This is a genomic window from Achromobacter sp. ACRQX (assembly GCF_022346505.1).
Lineage (GTDB): Bacteria > Pseudomonadota > Gammaproteobacteria > Burkholderiales > Burkholderiaceae_B > Achromobacter > Achromobacter animicus.
This window is the reverse complement of sequence record NZ_JAKRML010000029.1, coordinates 21,317-37,237: the sequence shown is the minus strand read 5'-3', so window position 1 is coordinate 37,237 and position 15,921 is coordinate 21,317. Positions and strand designations below refer to the sequence as shown.

At 66.9% G+C, this 15,921-nt stretch carries 15 protein-coding genes; 8 read left to right on the top strand and 7 right to left on the bottom strand.

Features of this window, described 5'->3' with window-relative positions; all coding sequences use genetic code 11:
• The first annotated feature begins 4 nt into the window (after nucleotides 1-4).
• From MHZ91_RS22100 to MHZ91_RS22080, 5 genes are all read left to right on the top strand, one after another.
• Nucleotides 5-1,390 carry a nitrous oxide reductase family maturation protein NosD gene (locus MHZ91_RS22100; protein ID WP_239215715.1) on the top strand — a complete coding sequence of 462 codons (1,386 nt, stop codon included), beginning with the start codon at nucleotides 5-7 and terminating at the stop codon, nucleotides 1,388-1,390.
• Entirely contained in the window at nucleotides 1,387-2,292 is a 906-nt protein-coding gene (locus MHZ91_RS22095; RefSeq protein ID WP_239215714.1) for an ABC transporter ATP-binding protein, read from the top strand. The genes MHZ91_RS22100 and MHZ91_RS22095 overlap by 4 nt, the downstream gene beginning before the upstream one ends.
• Nucleotides 2,289-3,119 carry an ABC transporter permease gene (locus tag MHZ91_RS22090; protein ID WP_239215712.1) on the top strand — a complete coding sequence of 277 codons (831 nt, stop codon included), beginning with the start codon at nucleotides 2,289-2,291 and terminating at the stop codon, nucleotides 3,117-3,119. The genes MHZ91_RS22095 and MHZ91_RS22090 overlap by 4 nt, the downstream gene beginning before the upstream one ends.
• Nucleotides 3,116-3,625, top strand: coding sequence for a nitrous oxide reductase accessory protein NosL (locus MHZ91_RS22085; RefSeq protein WP_218344553.1), 510 nt, complete (start codon nucleotides 3,116-3,118; stop codon nucleotides 3,623-3,625). Before MHZ91_RS22090 ends, MHZ91_RS22085 begins: the two co-directional genes overlap by 4 nt.
• 64 nt (nucleotides 3,626-3,689) lie before the next feature.
• Complete coding sequence (locus MHZ91_RS22080) at nucleotides 3,690-4,688, top strand: FAD:protein FMN transferase (RefSeq protein ID WP_239215710.1); 999 nt, start codon at nucleotides 3,690-3,692, stop codon at nucleotides 4,686-4,688.
• Nucleotides 4,689-4,821: 133 nt separating this feature from the next.
• Here the strand turns inward: MHZ91_RS22080 and MHZ91_RS22075 are convergent, their stop codons facing one another.
• Nucleotides 4,822-5,607: an inositol monophosphatase family protein gene (locus MHZ91_RS22075; protein WP_105239790.1), complete on the bottom strand. Its 786-nt coding sequence runs from the start codon at nucleotides 5,605-5,607 to the stop codon at nucleotides 4,822-4,824.
• 129 nt (nucleotides 5,608-5,736) lie between these two features.
• Between MHZ91_RS22075 and MHZ91_RS22070 the strand changes: the two genes are divergently transcribed.
• On the top strand, nucleotides 5,737-6,513 hold the full coding sequence (locus tag MHZ91_RS22070; RefSeq protein ID WP_218344551.1) for an RNA methyltransferase: 777 nt from the start codon (nucleotides 5,737-5,739) through the stop codon (nucleotides 6,511-6,513).
• A gap of 117 nt (nucleotides 6,514-6,630) precedes the next feature.
• On the opposite strand, the gene MHZ91_RS22065 is transcribed toward MHZ91_RS22070, so the two are convergent.
• Nucleotides 6,631-7,620: a tripartite tricarboxylate transporter substrate binding protein gene (locus MHZ91_RS22065; protein ID WP_105239792.1), complete on the bottom strand. Its 990-nt coding sequence runs from the start codon at nucleotides 7,618-7,620 to the stop codon at nucleotides 6,631-6,633.
• Nucleotides 7,621-7,781: 161 nt separating this feature from the next.
• Between MHZ91_RS22065 and MHZ91_RS22060 the strand changes: the two genes are divergently transcribed.
• Complete coding sequence (locus MHZ91_RS22060) at nucleotides 7,782-8,543, top strand: IclR family transcriptional regulator (RefSeq protein WP_105239793.1); 762 nt, start codon at nucleotides 7,782-7,784, stop codon at nucleotides 8,541-8,543.
• A gap of 183 nt (nucleotides 8,544-8,726) precedes the next feature.
• On the opposite strand, the gene MHZ91_RS22055 is transcribed toward MHZ91_RS22060, so the two are convergent.
• From MHZ91_RS22055 to MHZ91_RS22035, 5 genes are all read right to left on the bottom strand, one after another.
• Nucleotides 8,727-9,563, bottom strand: coding sequence for a mechanosensitive ion channel family protein (locus tag MHZ91_RS22055; protein ID WP_175124253.1), 837 nt, complete (start codon nucleotides 9,561-9,563; stop codon nucleotides 8,727-8,729).
• A 207-nt stretch (nucleotides 9,564-9,770) separates the two neighbouring features.
• Nucleotides 9,771-10,880: a DUF1513 domain-containing protein gene (locus tag MHZ91_RS22050; protein ID WP_239215708.1), complete on the bottom strand. Its 1,110-nt coding sequence runs from the start codon at nucleotides 10,878-10,880 to the stop codon at nucleotides 9,771-9,773.
• Nucleotides 10,870-11,958 (bottom strand): imelysin family protein, encoded by a 1,089-nt coding sequence (locus MHZ91_RS22045; RefSeq protein ID WP_175186456.1) that lies wholly within the window; start codon nucleotides 11,956-11,958, stop codon nucleotides 10,870-10,872. Before MHZ91_RS22045 ends, MHZ91_RS22050 begins: the two co-directional genes overlap by 11 nt.
• On the bottom strand, nucleotides 11,958-13,475 hold the full coding sequence (locus MHZ91_RS22040) for a di-heme oxidoredictase family protein (protein WP_370647854.1): 1,518 nt from the start codon (nucleotides 13,473-13,475) through the stop codon (nucleotides 11,958-11,960). The genes MHZ91_RS22045 and MHZ91_RS22040 overlap by 1 nt, the downstream gene beginning before the upstream one ends.
• Nucleotides 13,472-14,770, bottom strand: a complete 1,299-nt coding sequence (locus MHZ91_RS22035; RefSeq protein ID WP_175124257.1) for an imelysin family protein — start codon at nucleotides 14,768-14,770, stop codon at nucleotides 13,472-13,474. The genes MHZ91_RS22040 and MHZ91_RS22035 overlap by 4 nt, the downstream gene beginning before the upstream one ends.
• Before the next feature lie 202 nt (nucleotides 14,771-14,972).
• On the opposite strand from MHZ91_RS22035, the gene MHZ91_RS22030 reads away from it, so the two are divergent.
• Nucleotides 14,973-15,899 carry a LysR family transcriptional regulator gene (locus MHZ91_RS22030; RefSeq protein ID WP_239215706.1) on the top strand — a complete coding sequence of 309 codons (927 nt, stop codon included), beginning with the start codon at nucleotides 14,973-14,975 and terminating at the stop codon, nucleotides 15,897-15,899.
• The last annotated feature ends 22 nt before the right edge of the window (nucleotides 15,900-15,921 follow it).

The following is a 15,921-nucleotide window of genomic DNA, read 5'->3' as shown; positions in this document are numbered from 1 at the left end:
ATCCATGGCTGCCATCGCAACCTTGCGAAACGCGGCGTGGGCCGCGGCCGGCTTCGTGCTGGCCGGCTTCGGCCCGGCCCTGCACGGGGCCGCCGCGGCCGCCACCCTGGAGGTCGCGGCGGGCGCCGATCTGGCGCAGGCCGTGGCCGCGGCGCAGCCCGGCGACACGCTGCGGCTGGCGCCTGGCACCTACCCCGGCGCCATCGTCATCGACAAACCCCTCGTCATCGAAGGACCGCAGGACCGCTCCGCCATCATCGCCGGCACCCGCGAAGGACGCACGCTGTGGGTCAAGGCCGCGGACGTGTCGCTGCGCAACCTGACCGTCACGCGCTCCGGGCTGGACCTGCCCGCCATGGACGCGGGCATCTTTCTGGACCGCACCGCGCACCGCGCGGTGGTCGAACACAACGACATCCTGGATAACCTGTTCGGCGTTTATGTATGGGGCCCGCAGGACGCGTTGGTGCGCGGCAACCGCATCGTCGGCAACCAGGAGCTGCGCGTGGCCGAGCGCGGCAACGGCGTGTCGCTATGGAACACGCCGGGCAGCGCGGTGGTGGACAACGACATCTCCGCCGGCCGCGACGGCGTCTTCGTGAACACCAGCAAGCAGAACCGGTTCACCGGCAACCGTTTCCATGACCTGCGCTATGGCGTGCACTACATGTACACGAACGACAGCGAGATCAGCGGCAACGTGTCCACCGGCAACGACATCGGCTACGCCATCATGTACTCGCACCGCCTGGTCGTTACCGGCAACGTGGCGGTGAACAACGTGGAGCAGGGGCTGATGATGAACTACGCCAACAACTCCGACATCTCCGGCAACACCGTCGATGGCGCGGGCAAGTGCGTGTTCATCTACAACGCCAACAAAAACCGCTTTGCGGACAACCATTTCTCCAACTGCGACATCGGCATCCACTTCACCGCCGGCTCCGAGGGCAACCGGATCTCAGGCAATGCCTTCATCAACAACCGCAACCAGGTCAAGTATGTGGGCACGCGGGTGATGGAATGGTCGGACAACGGCCGCGGCAACTACTGGAGCGACAACACGGCCTTCGACCTGGACGGCGACGGCATCGCCGACACGGCCTACCGCCCGAATGACGTGGTGGACCAGTTGCTGTGGCGCGCGCCCGCCGCGCGGATTCTGCTCAATAGCCCCGCCATCTCGGTGGTGCGCTGGGCGCAATCGCAGTTCCCCGCGATCCTGCCAGGCGGCGTGATCGACAGTAGGCCGCTGATGAAACCTGTGCGGGAACGGATCGATTATGGCGGTGCGATGGCCAACGCGAAGCCCGGTGCATCGCCTGATGCAAAAAGCGCCGCCAACCCCGTCGCAATAAACGGCGCGAAGCGCGCCGAGGACAATCAATGAGCAACCCACTGGTGACGCTTGCGGGCGTCAGCAAACACTATGGCGGCCACAGGGCGATCAGCGTCCTGGACCTGGACCTGCGCGAAGGCGAATGCGTGGCGCTGGCCGGGCACAACGGCGCGGGCAAAAGCACCCTCATCAAGCTGATCCTCGGACTCATCCGACCCACGCACGGGCGCGTCACGCTCTTCGGCCAGGACGCGCACAGTCCGGCCGCCGCGCGCCTGCGTGACCGGATCGGCTACCTGCCCGAAACCGTGGCGCTGCATCCCGCGATGACGGGCGCCGAGACCCTGGCCTTTTACGCGCGCCTGAAGCGCCAACCCGTATCACGCAACGCGGATCTGCTGGAGAAAGTGGGAATCTCCGGCGCGGCGCACCGCCGCGTGGGCGGGTATTCAAAAGGCATGCGCCAGCGGCTGGCGCTGGCGCAGGCACTGCTGGGCGCGCCCCGCATCCTGCTGTTCGACGAGCCCACCACCGGCCTTGATCCGGCGTCGCGTCTCAAGTTCTACGAGATCGTGCACGAACTGCGCGCAAGCGGCGCCACCATTCTCCTCAGCACGCACGCCTTGTCGGAGCTGGCCGGCCACGCCGACCGCATCGTCGTCATGAAGGCGGGCGTGAAGATCGCCGACGGCGGCATGTCGGCGCTGCGCCGCGACACCGGGCTGCCCATCCGCATCAGCGTCACGCTCGGGCCGGACAACGCATCCGCCCCGCCCTCCTCGGCCTGGCGCCAGGTCGACGCCAACCGCTACGAACGCCTGTGCCACGAATCGGACAAGGTCGAGGCCATCCGTAGCATCGGCGCCATCGGGGCGCCCATCAGCGACCTGGACATCCAGGTCCCGGGGCTGGACGACATCTACGCCCATTTGCTTGAACGGGAAGACGCATGAACGCCGTAAGCACAATCATCGGCAAGGAAATCCGCGACGGCCTGCGCAATCGCTGGGTCCTTGCCACATCGCTCCTGTTGGCCGCACTGGCGCTCGCGCTCGGCCTCTTGGGCAGCGCCCCCACCGGTGCGGTCAAGGTCGATCCGCTGACCGTCACGGTGGTCAGCCTGTCCAGCCTCTCCATCTTCCTGGTGCCGCTCATCGCGATGCTGCTGGCGTATGACGCCATCGTCGGCGAGGTCGACCGCGGCACCATGGCGCTGCTGCTCAGTTATCCGGTGTCGCGCTGGCAGGTCATCATGGGCAAGTTCATCGGGCACCTGGCCATCCTGGCCATTGCGACCGGTGCGGGATATGGGTCGGCAGGGCTGGCTTTGCAATGGGTCTACGGGGGCATGGACGCAGGCGCCTGGCGGCCCTTCGCCATGCTGATCGGGGCCAGCGTCCTGCTGGGCGCCAGCTTTCTGGCAATGGGCTACCTCATCAGCACGCTGGTGCGGGAACGCGCCACGGCGGCGGGCATCGCGCTGGGCGTCTGGCTGTTCTTTGTCGTCATCTACGACATGGGCCTCCTGGGCGTGCTGGCGGCGGACCAGGGTCGCCACGTCACGCCGGGCATGCTCAATGCCCTGCTGCTGGCCAATCCGTCCGACGTCTACCGCCTGCTGAACCTGACCGGGTTCGAGAATATTTCCATGTATGCGGGCATGGCCGGCGTCAGCGATCAGGCCCACCTGCCCGTGCCGCTGCTGGTGGCGGCGCAATTGCTGTGGATCGCGGTGCCGTTTCTGCTGGCCGCCTTCTGCTTCCGGAGGAAACAGCTATGACGCTCAAACGTTGGGCCGCAATGGCGGCCTTCTCGGCCATCGTGCTGGCGGTCTCGGCCTGCGGCGGCGACGAACCCGCCGCGCCGCCACCCGCGCCGCAGGCCGTCTCTGCCGACGCCGTCGGCCACTACTGCGGCATGATGCTGCTGGACCATGCAGGGCCGAAGGGCCAGATATTCGTGAAGGGCCGCGCCGCACCGGTGTGGTTCTCGTCCATCAAGCAGGTCTTCGCTTACACGCTGCTGCCCGAAGAACCCAAAGGCCTGGCCGCTATCTACGTCAACGACATGGCAGCCGCCGGTCCCGATGGCGCGGCGGATCTGAAAGCGTGGGTCGACGCACGGCAAGCCTTCTACGTCATCAACTCCAGCTTCATCGGCGGCATGGGCGCCGAAGACGCCATTCCGTTCTCAGATCAAACGCGCGCGCTGGCCTTCGCCCAGTCCCACGGCGGGCGTGTCGTGCGTTTTGCCGACGTGCCCGAGGACTACGTGTTTGCTCAATAGCGCCAAGCCCTCCGACCTGCCTCATGTGCCCGCGCCAATCGCGCCTTAATCAGTTGATATCGCCATGAACCCTCCCGCCCGCCGCCGCTTCCTCGGCATCATCGCCGCGTCTTCCGCGCTGGCCCTCGCTCCCAGCTTCCTGCGCCGCGCGCACGCGGCCATCTCGCCGACGCGTTGGCAAGGCGTGGCGCTGGGCGCGGACGCGGAATTGCGGCTGTACCATCCCGACCGCCAGGCCGCCGAACAGCTCATCGAGCGGGCGTTGCAGGAACTGCGTCGCCTCGAGGGCGTGTTCAGCCTGTACCGCGACGACAGTGCGCTGTCGATCCTGAACCGCCAGGGATTTCTGGTCGATCCCCCCTCCGACCTCGTCCGCCTGCTCAGCGAAAGCCGGCACTACGCGGACCTGACGGGAGGCCTCTTTGATCCGTCCGTGCAGCCGCTGTGGCGCGTGTACGCAGATCACTTCGCGCGGCCTGACGCGTCCCGGGATGGTCCGGCCCAGGCGGACATCGCCCGGGCGCTGCGACGTGTGTCGTACCAGGACATCAAGATCGACCCGCAGCGCATTGAACTGCAGCCGGGCATGGCGCTGACGCTCAACGGCATCGCGCAGGGCTACATCACCGACCGCGTGACGGACCTGTTTCGCAACGCCGGGCTGGAACGCGCGCTGGTCGACATGGGCGAGATACGCGGACTGGATGCGACGGCCAACGCAACGGGCTGGCGCGTCGGGCTGGCCGACCCCATGTCGCCGGACCAGATCCTGGCGCAGGTGCCGATCAGCAACCAGGCGCTTGCCACTTCCGGCGGCTACGGCACGCCGCTGGATGCCGCGGGACAGTATTCGCACCTGTTCGATCCGCACTCCGGTCGGGCGCGGCCGCTCTATCGCAGCGTGTCGGTCATGGCACCCACCGCCACAACTGCCGATGCCCTGTCCACGGCGTTCTCGAACATGCCGTTGGAACGCACCGCCGCGCTGGTGCGCAGCCTTGGCGTGCAGGCGTGGATGGTGTTGCCAGATGGACAACTGGTAGCGCAGACCGGCGTAGCCTGATTGCGCGCCGCATGAAATAACCGGCCGCCAGGGCCGGTTTGCTTTGACCATGAAAAACCGGCCTTCACGGTCGGTTTGCATTGACCACGAAAAACCGGCCTTCATGGCCGGCTTTTATTGACCGCCGCGCCGATCAGGCCGCCGAGGGCGGGTTCAGCGTCGAGAGCATCTGCGTGAAGATCTTGGGGCTGGCGGCCAGGACGTTGCCGCTGTCCATCCAGCCTTGTTCGCCGTCGAAGTCAGCGACCAGACCGCCCGCTTCCAGCACCATCAGGCTGCCCGCCGCCACATCCCACGGCTTCAGGCCCACGCCGCAGAACCCATCCAGGCGGCCGGTGGCCACGTAGGCGAGATCCAGCACGGTCGAGCCCAGGCGGCGCACGCCGGTGGCGCCTTCGGCCATCTGGCGGAACCGCTGCGAGCCTTGTTCGGGATCGCCGGCGTTGGGCCAGTGCGCGCCCAGCAGCGCGTCGTGGTAGCGGGTGCGGCCCGAGACGCGCACGCGGCGGTCGTTCAGGAACGTGCCGCTGCCACGGCTGGCGGTGAAGAGTTCGTTGCGCGAGGGATCATAGATGACCGCTTGCGTGACCTGGCCGCGCTGCGTCAGCGCGATCGACACGGCATAGTTGGGCAGGCCGTGGATGAAGTTCGTGGTGCCGTCCAGCGGGTCGATGATCCACTGGAATTCCGCCTGGTCCGGACCCTGCAGACCGAACTCCTCGCCCAGGACGGCGTGGTCCGGGTAGGCAGCGCGCAGCGTTTCGACGATGGACTCTTCGGCGGCCCGATCGACTTCCGTGACATAATCGCGCGGCCCCTTGCGAGCCACGCTGAGTCGTTCCAAATCCATGCTGGCACGGTTGATAATGGTGCCGGCACGCCGGGCCGCCTTGATGGCGATGTTGAGCATCGGGTGCATAAAATTCCGTACGTATGCGATGAGTTGGCTTGATGATAGGCCGCTTGCCGCCCCCCGGCACGCCGTCGCCCCCGCGGGGAAATCGACTCAAAAAACCAGGAAGGCACGAAGCCAAACGTGCCATTTTAAATGACTCAAGCATTTTCACGTGTTCGCTTCGTAATGGTGAACCCCAGCCACCCCGGAAACGTCGGTTCCGCGGCCCGTGCGATCAAGACGATGGGCTTCTCGGAACTGGTTCTGGTGGACCCCAAATTCCCGGATGTAACAAGCCAGCCGGAGGCCGTGGCGCTGGCCAGCGGCGCGCTGGACGTGCTTGAGAACGCCCGCATCTATCTGTCGCTGGAAGAAGCCCTGGCGCCCGTCACGCTGGCATTCGCGCTAACCGCGCGGGTTCGCGACCTGGGTCCCCCGCCCTGCGACATCCGGCAGGCAGCCGACCTGGCCTGCGCCCACCTGGCGGACACGGCCGAGGGCGTGACCGCCGTTGTGCTGGGCACTGAGCGCGCCGGTCTGACGAACGCGCAGATCGCGCTGTGCCACCGCATCTGCCACATCCCTGCCAATCCCGAGTACAGCTCGCTGAACGTCGCCCAGGCGCTGCAATTGGCCGCCTGGGAGTTGCGTTATGCGCTGCTGGTGGACCAGGGCGCCGAACTCTTGCCGCGTTCCACCGCGCAGGAGCCTTCGCGTGGCGCGGAGCCGGCTTCCAGCGAGGCGGTCCAGGCGTTTCTGGCGCACTGGGAGGAAGCGCTGGTCGGCGTGCAGTTCCTCGACCCGGCCCATCCCAAGAAACTGATGCCGCGCATGCGCCACCTGTACTCCCGCCTGGCGCTGACCCGCGACGAGGTCGACATGATGCGCGGGGTCTGCACGGCGATGCTGAACGCGGCCAAGAAGAAATAGCGGGTCCGAGGAACCGGCTGGATTCGCCCTTGGCGGGCAACGCATGAAAAAGGGACGGTCCATGACTGTCCCTTTTTACTGTGCCAACTGCCGGCGTGTAACCGGCAGAGACGCCGATCAGTCCACCGTGGCGCCCGAGGCCTTGATCACGGGTGCCCAGCCTTCGACTTCCGACTTGATGAATTGGCCGAATTCGGCCGGCGTGGTCTTCACGCCCACGGCGCCCAGCTTTTCAAAGCTGGTTTGCACGGAGGGCTTGTCCAGCGCCTGCTGCATGGCGGCGTTGAGCTTGTTGATGACTTCCGGCGGCGTGCCGGCCGGGGCAAGCAGGCCGAACCACGACGACACGTCGAAGTCCGTGAAGCCCGATTCCTTCATGGTCGGCAGATCCGGCGCGCTCTTGGAGCGGTCGGCGGTGGTCACGGCCAGCGCCTTCAGCTTGCCCGATTGCGCGTGCGGCCAAGCCGACGGCATGTTGTCGAACATGAACTGCACCTGGCCGCCGATCAGGTCGGTCATGGCCGGGGCGCTGCCCTTGTACGGCACGTGCAGGACGTCGATGCCCGCCTTCATCTTGAAGAGCTCACCCGCCATATGGATGGAGGTGCCGCTGCCGGACGAGGCGAAAGCCAGCTTGCCCGGGTTCTTCTTGGCGTAGTCGACCAGCTCTTGCACGGACTTGACCGGCACCTGGGGATTGACCACCAGGATGTTCGGGACCTTGGCGCCCAGGGCGACCGGAGCAAAGTCCTTCGTCAGGTCGAACGAAACGTTCTTGTACAGGGTCTGGTTGATCGCGCTGGTCACGGCGACGAACAGCAGCGTGTAGCCGTCCGGCGTGGCGCGCTGGACCTGGTCGGTCGCGATGTTGCTGCCGGCGCCCGGCTTGTTTTCAACCACGAAGGACTGGCCGAGCGACTCGGTCAGTTCCTTGGCCATGATGCGGGCGATCACGTCGGTGGTGCCGCCGGCCGAGAAACCGACCACGATGCGGACGGGCTTGTCGGGATAGGCGGCGTGGGCGGAACCCATTGCAAATGCGCTTGCGGCGGTGGCCAGAAGGGTGGCGGCCAAACGCCGCATGCCAGGCTTGTGACCTGTAGTCATAGTGTCTCCGTGCAGGTACTGTCCATTAGATGGACGATTTGAATTATTGGATGAACGCATTCTGCGCTATACATGCGCTGGCCATCAAGGTAGAGTCCACCCTACGGACGATGGTTTTCCCTCGTCCGTACGTTGATAACCCTTAGTTTTCAGAGATCTGCATGCAAGACAGCGATGCCGCGGCCGCCGGCCCACGTACTCTGCGACGCGGCCTCGCCGTTCTGGCCGCCCTGCGCGACCAGGGTCCGGACGGCCTGAGCGTCACCGATATCGCCCGGTTGACCGGCATACAGCGGCCCACCATCTACCGGCTGCTGGCCGCCCTGCTCGACGCGGGGCTCGTGCTGCCGGTTGCGGGCACCAAGAAGTACCGTGCCCAGCTTGCCGTCGATCCGGACACGCGTTCCCGCGATCCGCGGGTGCGCCAACTGCTCCCCGTGCTGCGCCGCCTGGCCGACCGCACCGGCGACGCCGTGTTCCTGGTGGTGCGCGAGGAAGACGATTCGATCAGCCTGCATCGCGAAATCGGCAGTTATCCCGTGCAGATCCTTGCCACCTATGCGGGCAAGCGCCAGCCGCTGGGTGTGGGCTCGGGCGGGATGGCGCTGCTGGCTGCCCTGCCCGACGACATCGCGCGCGGCATCGTCGAACGTAATTCGGGCAGGCTGGACGAGTACGGCGGCATGACGCCCCAGGAAATGTTCCGCCTTATCGAAAACACGCGCGCGCGCGGTTATTCGGTGGTGGGCAACCACGCGGTGCGTGGCGCGCTGGGCGTGGGTTGCGCGCTGCTGGACGCGCAGGGCGCGCCTCTGCTGGCCGTCAGCGTCACCGCCATCATCGACCGCATGCCCGCGCAGCGACAGCGCGAGATCGCGGGCTGGATCAAGACGGAACTGGCGCGGCTTGCGATGCCGGCCTGATTGGCAGGTTGCCGGGGCGACGCGGGGACGACGTCACGCATCAAGCCGTCACCCCGGGAAGCCGAAGATCCAGAAGCGGTCATGCCGTCACGCCTTGCTGGTTCACGCCATCTTGCCGTCGAATAAAAATGGGCGCCTCCAACGAGGCGCCCATTTTCATGGCTGACAAAACAAGGCTCGCACTCAGGTAGCGGCTGCGCCCGTCTTGGGGTTCTGGATCTCGCGCAGCGGGATCGGGGCCTGGAAACCGGCCTCTTCGAGCGAGCGGCGGATCTCCTGGTACAGGCTCCAGCGCAGCTCCCAATATTTGCTCGACTCGGCCCACACGCGCACGTTCACCGTGACGCCGTTTTCCTTGTAGTCGAACACCTTCACCTGCGGGGCCGGGTCCTTCAACGCATCGGGACGCGCGTCCACGATCTGTTGCAGTTTGGCGACCACCGCATCCAGGTCATCGCCATAGCGAACCGGCACCGGGATGTCCAGGCGGCGCGTCTTGTTGCGGCTGTAGTTGGTGATCGTGGCGTTCCAGACCGTGCTGTTGGGCAGCGTCATGTGGATGCCGTCACCCTGCACGAGGCGCGTCAGAAACAGGCCCACTTCCTCGACCGTGCCGTCCGCGCCCGAACTGAGCGCGATGTACTCGCCGGCGCGGATCGGACGCAGGATCAGCAGCATGATCCCGGCCGCAATGTTCTGCAGCGTGCCCTGCAAGGCCAGACCGACGGCAAGACCCGCGGCGCCCAGCACGGCGATCAGGCTTGCCGTCTGCACGCCAAAGCGCGCCAGCACCGCGATCACCGTGAAGATGCGCACCGCCCACATCACGGTCGTGGAGAACATGGGCACGATCGTGGGATCGATCTTCGGCGACCGCGTAGCGGCCCGGCGAACCCAGTTGCCCAGCAACGACGACACCCACCAGCCAATACCGAGAATGAGCAAGGCGACGAGCAGATTGATGCCCATATCCATCAGCCTCGGGGCCCAGATATAGAACTCTTTTACGGCCTCATCCATGGAACCTCCTGCGAAAAAAATCGACGGCAGAATGTATCAGAAGCGGCTGGCACAAAGCGGCGCAGCGCCCGACGGGAGTGTCAGGCTTTGTAAAGCGGAGCAGCGCGTGCCGCCGCGGCGTACGGCGTAAGACTGATTCCGGTGTCTGACACCCGAATCGGTCAGACATGCAGCATAGGTCTTGCCGCGCCGGCAGGCAAAGCGGCGTTACGCCGGCACGATGCGGAAATGGTTGTCCCAGGACATGTCACGCGATGGCGGCAGGACCGGCCTTTCCTTGCCTTGCGCGTCAACGCGGATCATCGCGCCCAGTCCGCTACTGACCAGAAAGCCCCCTTGCGCGGCGGGCGCGACGCCGCAGCCGTCGGCGAGTGCAGTGACGCCCAGGCACTTGCCGCTGGCGGCGTCCCAGTAGATCACCTGCCCGCCAACCGGGCTTGATGTGGCCACAATGCCACCGGCGGCGTCTACCGTGACGGAGCCGACGTAGTTGCGCATGTTGCGCAGCGTCTCGGCCGGGCCGTCGAACAATTCCAGCGCCGCGCCGCGGCGATGGCGGCCGACCAGCGCCGGACGATCCGCGGCCGGGCCCATGTATTGGCAACCGAACCATACCGCGCCATCGGCCGCCAGGGCCAGGTGCCGGATCGACAGCCGGTGCAGCGCCGGCGCAAGCTCCACCTTTTCCAGCAGTTGTCCCGAGGCCGCGTCGATATACGCGAGCGACGGCCGCATGGTGTCCAGGTTCAGCTCCAGCTTGCCGTAGTCAGGGTGCGTCAGGATGCCGCCGTTGGCCACGCACAGCGTCTTGCCGTCGGGCATCAACACGACCTCGTGCGGTCCGATGCCGCCGGAATCGAACTCCCCCACGCGCCGGTAGCCGCCGCCAGGCGTGGCGTCGTACAGACCCAGCACGCCGCGTCCGCCTTCGAAGTCGTTTTCCGTGGCGGCCAGCAGGCGGCCGCCTTGCACGAAGGCGCCGTGACCGAAAAAATGCCGGTCATCGGGCAGCGGCAAGGGCGCGGGCTCGCCGCCTTCCAGCGAAAAGCCCAGCGCAAAAAAGCCGGGTTGGCGGCCGAACACCACGGCGCGCTGCGCGGTGGCGTCGATCGCGAAGCTGTGGCCGCGCGCGGGCATGGGGATCGTGAGGCGATCGCGACCCGTCCCGTCCAGCACCACGGCTTCATCGCGGCCGCCGCGCTTGCGCGCGGTCAGGTACAGCGGCCCGGCATCAGCCGGCAGCGCGGCGCGCGCCGCAGAAGGCGACAGGCCCAGCGCCGCGGCCAGCGCCAGGAAGCGGCGCCGGTCAATCTCCATCGAGCGCGTTGAAGCCGATGGTGACGCCCAGAGCAGGCGCCAGGTTCTCGTCAACGATGGCCTTCGCGTTCTTGAGCGTCAGCGACGCCAGGACCAGAAGGCGGCGCCCTTCCTCGCCCGCCAGCGCCTGGTCCAGCGGCGCAGGCACCGCACGCAGCGTCTCTGCCGCGCTGGACAATTCGCCGCGCACCGACGCATCCATCCATTCCTCGCCCGCGGGCAAGGGATAGCCGCCTGCCACATAGAACGCCTTCAGCGCATCCAGGTTGGCCGCCAGCAGGCTCATCGACAGGCCGCTGCGCCAGAACGCCGCGCGCTTCGGACGGGCGGCCTGCGGCGAATCGCCCAGCACCGGCTCGATCTTCACGTCGCGCGCGAACTGCAGGCCGGTGGACAAGGCCTTCATGGCCTCGGCCGCGACTTCCTGCGAACTGCGATAGAGGTCATTGCCCGGTTGGGGCTTGGCAAACTGCCGCCCGAATTCGCCCTGCGCATCCCAGGCCTCGCCCAGGTCGCGCGAGATCGTGGCGACATTGGCGGATACAGCCGTGGCGTAGCCGCAGGCATACGCAAAGCTGGGCTCGCCGGTCTGTTTGAGCAGGTCGGGCTCGCCGTACAGCACGTATTCAAGCGCGGGCAGGCCCTGCACCGCGACGCTGCGGCCAGCCAGCGCGCCGGGCTTGAGCAGCGCGTCATCCTTGGCCGCGATCAGCGCCTGCACCTGGCGGGGCATCACGCCGCGCGTGTCGGGCCAGAAGGCCAGGCGTTCAAAGCGGTTGGCCTGCACCAGCGGGCCGAAGCGCAGGATCTCGACGCCCGACCATGCGTGCGCCAGCGTCTTGAACGCATCGCCGACGCGCCCGGCGCCGGCCGCATCGGGCTTGGCGCACCAGCCGCCCAGCGCGCTTTCCAGCGCGGCAGCGGCGTCCGTCATCTTCCCGACCGCCGGCCGGGCGTAGTCGCGCGCGAGGCGTTCGCCCAGGTCGGCGGGCAGCGCGGCCTGTGCCGCAACCACGGCAATCGGCGCCGTCAGCATCAATGCCGCACCCGCAGCGCGCATGAACAAATGGCGGGCCATCACAGGGACTCCAGGAAGCGGATCAGGTCCGCGCGTTCTTCGGGCGTCATGTCGACGACGCGGTCGCGCGCGGGCTTGGCCGCGCCGCCATGCCACAGCACGGCTTCCAGCAGCGTGCGGGCGCGCCCGTCGTGCAGCCAGGTCGCAGTGGGATTGACGGTCTTGGTCAGGCCAATGCCCCACAACGGCGGGGTGCGCCATTCGCGGCCGGTGGCCATGCCGTCGCTTACGCCGTCGGCCAGGTCGTCGCCCATGTCGTGCACCAGCATGTCGGTGTACGGCCAGATCAGCTGGAAACGGTGTTCCGGCTGCTTGGCGTTGCGGCTGGTCACGTACTTGGGCACGTGGCAGGCCACGCAATTGGCTTCGTAGAACAGCTTCTTGCCCGCCAGCACGCGCGCGTCATCCGCATCGCGCCGCATGGGCACCGCGAGGTTGGTCGAATAGATGGTGACGAAGTCCATCAGCTTGCCCGGCACTTCCTCCGGCCCAAAGCGCGGCTGCGCGCCGTGCGGCATGTCCAGGCATTGCGTCTGCGCGGGCGTGCATTCGCCGGAATGCTTGGGGAACAGCGGTGTGGACAGGCCCATGTCGTTGGAGAACGCGGCAGCGCTCTGCTGCTCGACCGTCGGCTGGCCTGCCTTCAGGTTAAAGCGGCCCAGCACGCGCGCGCCGGTGCGCGCATCGGTGACCCAGTTGGCCTTGCCGACGATGCCGTCGCGCTTGTCCGCGCCGACGTTCGCCAGGATGTCCGACTCGTGGATCGATTCCAGCAGGCCCAGCCCGATCATCGGCGGCGCCAGCCGCGGCGAGATCTGCGTGTCCGCACGCATCGGCCCGTAACCCAGGTTCTCGATGCGATACGTGGGCTTCATCAGCGTGGCGGTCTCGCCGCCGCGCAGCGCCACGGGCACGGCTTCGTATTCAATTTCCATGCGGCCTTCGGCCGGCAGGCCCGCGACCGCGAAATTCTGCAACTGCACGCCGTAGACGGGTTCGGGCAAGGCCGCGATCTCGTCGGCGCCCAGCTTGGGATGCCCGCGATCGGCGCCTTCCGGCACGGCCAGGCGCAGCAGCAGCGCGACGGCATCCGTGCGTTCAAGCGGATCGAAGCCCGGCACCGTGCCGCGGCCGTCCTTGGTGTGACAGGCCTGACAGGAGCGCGCGTTGAACAGCGGGCCCAGGCCGTCGGACGCCTGCGTAGACGAAGGCGCAGACACCCAATCCTTGCGGAACAGGCCGTTACCGACGATGAACTCCTGGCGGCCTTCAAAGCTCATGTTGGCCGACGGCTGCGAAAAGATGTCGGCGTTGATGAGCTTGTTGGTCGTCGTGGCGCCGGCCTGCATGGTCTCGAAGGATTCGACCTTCGAGAAATCGCTGGTGGGCGCCGTGATGGCGGTGACGCGTTTCTGGTCTTCGGGCGTCAGATCGTCACGCCCGCCGGGAGCGGCGGGCGCGGCGGCGGCGACGGCATGAACCGACGCCGCCAGTACGGCGGCTAATGCGAGTTTCACTTGAATACGGCGTCAGGTTTATCCAGGCTGTCGGACCCTTCGATGGCGACCTTGCCCAGGTCCAGCAGCGCGATCACGCGTTCCAGGCTGCGCGTCTGCGCGACGAGGCTGTCGATGGCAGCCTGCACCACCGCGTTGCCCTCCTTGTTGCCTTCCGCGATCATCTGGTCATAGGTCTCGACCGTTTCGGCGCGCGTCTTCATGGCCTGCATGGCGGCGACGGTGGCGTCCAGCTTGGCGCGCACTTCGGCGTCCAGCTTGGAATCCTTGGCCTTGACCAGTTCGGACAGGCTGGCGCCAGTCACCTTCTTGCCATCGATGCGCGTGTACGAACCCAGATAGACGTTGCGGATGCCGATCTGGTCGTAATAGTGCGAATTGTGCGTGTTGTCCGAGAAGCAATCGTGCTCTTCCTCGGGATCGTGCAGCATCAGGCCCAGCTTCATGCGTTCGCCCGCCAGTTCGCCGTACGACAGGCTGCCCAGCCCGGTCAGCATGGCGATGAGGCCGGCCTTCGGATCCTCTTCGACCGCCTTGCGCGCCGCGCCGTCTTTCTTCCAGTTGCCCACCATTTCTTCGAGATCAGTCACCAGCAAATCCGTTACCGCCTTCAAAAACTCAATGCGGCGTTCGCAATTGCCGCCGGTGCACTGTTTCGGATCGAAATCCGTATGCGGGCGATTGCCCGAGTGACGCTCCTGCGGCGTGCCCTTGCGGTCCGCGGGCGCGGCGCCGGTGCCGTTCAGGTCCTGGCCCCACAGCAGGAACTCGATCGCGTGATAGCCCGTGGCCACGTTGGCCTCGTTGCCGTCGGCCTCGTGCAACACGTCGGACAGCAGCTCGGGCGTGATCTTGCTGACGTCGACCGTCTTGCCGCCCACCGAGATCTTGGAATTGGCGATGACGTTCACGGCGTAGAACGCGTTCTGGTCGTTTTCCGTGCCGTAGGAGGCGTCGACGTAGTCGATCAGGCCTTCATCCAGCGGCCAGGCGTTCACGCGGCCTTCCCAGTCGTCGACGATGGGGTTGCCGAAGCGGTAGGCCTCGGTCTGCTGATACGGCACGCGCGCCACGATCCACGCCTCGCGCGCGGCCTTCAGGGTTTCCGCGCTGGGCTTGGCGACCAATGCGTCGATGGCGTCGCGCAGCTTCTTGGCGGCCGTCAGCGAATCCTCGTAGCCGGCCAGCGCCAGGTCGGAGTACGTGGCGACCACGGCCTTGGGTTCGACGGCGGCCTGCGCCACTCCGCCATACACCGCGGCGGCCAGCACCGCACCCAAAAGCAACTTGCGCATCGTCTTTCTCCCGTAATTCGGACGGCCCGCCCCCGCGGCGGCCCGTTCCGGCTTGAATTTTGTGGATGCGAGTGTAAACAATTTTCGTTTGATATTCAGGCGTTGTTCAGATAGCTGACATATTTTTGAACGAAAAAAGTATGCTCCGGCAGGTCACCCGGGGCCCCGCCGGCCCCGTTTTCTTCAGCCTGGAAACCGCCTCATGGAATTGCGCCAACTCCGTTACTTCGTCCGCGTCGCCGAGCTGGGCAGCATCGGCCGCGCCGCGCGCGACCTCGGGGTGGTCGCGTCGGCGCTCAGCCAGCAGATCAGCCGGTTGGAGAGCGAGCTGGCGACGCGGCTGCTGACGCGCAGCCCCACCGGCGTGACCACCACGCCGGCCGGCGCCGCTTTCCTGCGCCAGGCCCAACTGACCCTGCGCCACGCGGAAAGCGCCGTGGCGGCCGCGCGCGAGGCGCGATTGGCCGGCACCGTCAGCGTCGGCTTTGCGCCCACCACCGCGTCGCTGCTGGCCCGCCCGTTCTACGCCGCCATGACCGAGCGCTATCCCAACGTGCGCCTGCATCTGGTCGAGGGGCTTTCGGGCAATCTGGGCGACCTGCTCAACGCCCGGCGGCTGGACCTGGCCGTGCTGTTCCAGAACGACACCGCGCAGGGCCGCAGCGTGGTGCCCGTGCTGGACGAGCGTCTGTTCCTGCTGGCGCCGCGCGGCATGGTGGAGCGCCCCGATGGCGAGCCAGTCCGTATGACCGATCTGGCCGGGTTGCCGCTCGCCGTCACCAGCAAGGCGCATGGGCTGCGCGCCTGGGTCGAAGCGGCCTTCGAGCGGGCCGGCATCGAACCCTGGATCGGCGTCGAGGTCGACGGCCTGACGACGCTGATGGACCTGGTGCAGGCCCATCCGATCGCGACCATCCAGCCCGGCGCGGCCGTGGCCCGCGTCGAGACCGGCCTGCTCAGCATGCATCCCATCGACGATCCCTATCTGTTCCGCCGCAACCACATCTACTGCATCAGTGACGACGAGCTGTCGCCCGCCGCGCTGGCCGCGCGGGTGCTGCTGCTGGACGCCATGCGCGGACTGGTCCGGCACGGCGGCTGGCCGGGGGCAACCCTTCTGGATTCGTGATGCCCCCATAGCCTCGGGATGC